The organism is Aurantimonas sp. A3-2-R12, from assembly GCF_036016755.1.
Taxonomy (GTDB): Bacteria; Pseudomonadota; Alphaproteobacteria; order Rhizobiales; family Rhizobiaceae; genus Aurantimonas; species Aurantimonas coralicida_A.
This window is the reverse complement of sequence record NZ_JAYXIH010000116.1, coordinates 1-1,461: the sequence shown is the minus strand read 5'-3', so window position 1 is coordinate 1,461 and position 1,461 is coordinate 1. Positions and strand designations below refer to the sequence as shown.

Genomic DNA, 1,461 nt, shown 5'->3' with positions numbered 1-1,461 from the left:
TAGCATTACAGTTGCGTCTTTCGACGAGTTCTGAATCCATGGGCGACCATGATTCGGAGGTCATGGATGATGGGCGCATCGATCGAGACGACGCTGGAGCTTTGGGCCTCTTCGCTGCGGGATGTGAAGCGACGAATCCAGCCGCTGTTTACGCAGGAGCGCGTGGCGGTTTCAGCGGGCTTGTTCCTGGATGGACTTCTCGGGGATGAGCGGCGCAAGACTGGCTGGATGCGGGCGGAAGCGGCGGGGGATCCCGGGCCTTGGCGCCAGCAGGCGATTCTTGGCCGCGGTCGGTGGGATGCCGATGTGCTGCGCGACATCGTGCGGGATTACGTTGTGGAGACGCTCGCCGATCCGCAAGCCGTGCTGGTTATCGACGAGACCGGCTTTCTGAAGCAGGGCAAGGCCTCCTGCGGGGTTGGACGTCAGTACACGGGTTCGGCCGGCAAGATCACCAACTGCCAGATCGGTGNGGTTGGACGTCAGTACACGGGTTCGGCCGGCAAGATCACCAACTGCCAGATCGGTGTGTTTGCGTCCTACGTCTCGTGCCACGGCCACGCATTTATCGACCGGGCGCTGTATCTGCCGAAGGCTTGGACGGATGATCCAGCTCGCATGGCGGCGGCGCACGTACCGCCGGAAACTGCGTTTGCGACCAAGCTTGGCCTTGCCCTTGCGATGATCGGCCGAGCCATGACGGCAGAGGTCCCGTTTGCCTGGGTCGCAGCCGACAGCGTTTATGGGGTCGGCGGGATTGAGACGGCGCTGCGGCGCGCCGGAAAAGGCTATGTGCTGGGCGTCAACGCCAATCATCCGTTCAACTCCTGGGACAAACCACAGCCCGTCGCCGGCACGGCGGCTGCGATCGCAGGAAAGCTGTCCCCCGACGACTGGGCGCGCCTGTCGGCGGGCGAAGGGACCAAGGGCGAAAGGCTCCACGACTGGGCCTATCTCGAGTTGGCCGATCTCGACGCGGCCGAATACAACGACGCTCTCGACGGGCAGTGGACGCGGGGCTTGCTGATCCGCCGCAACATCGCCGACGGCGATCTCGCCTACTTCTCCACCTGGTGCCCGGCCGGAACGTCCATCGAGACGCTGGTCAGGGTCGAGGGTCGTCGCTGGGCGATCGAGGACAGCTTCGAGACGGCCAAGAACGAACTGGGCCTCGACCACAACGAGACCCGCTCCTGGCACGGCTGGCATCGCCACGTCTCGCTCGTCATGCTGGCCTTCGCCATGATGGCCGCGATCCGTCGCCGGGCGAACACCGTGACGCCCCCAAAAAGCATGGTCAGGATCATCCGCAAGCCTCGACGCCGCTGATCCGCTGGTCGGTCCAGGAAATCCGCCGCATCGCCACGCGTCTGGCTCAGCGCCAAATCCGACCAGCCCACGTCATTGCTTGGTCAACTTGGCGACGCGCCCACCAAGCCGCAGCTCGACAAGCGCATCTCA

Annotated in this window: 1 protein-coding gene; it reads left to right on the top strand. The window is 64.4% G+C overall.

What is annotated here, in order from left to right; all coding sequences use genetic code 11:
• Positions 1–48 precede the first annotated feature (48 nt).
• Positions 49–1,329 carry an IS701 family transposase gene (locus VSX60_RS22280; protein ID WP_327626423.1) on the top strand — a complete coding sequence of 427 codons (1,281 nt, stop codon included), beginning with the start codon at positions 49–51 and terminating at the stop codon, positions 1,327–1,329.
• The last annotated feature ends 132 nt before the right edge of the window (positions 1,330–1,461 follow it).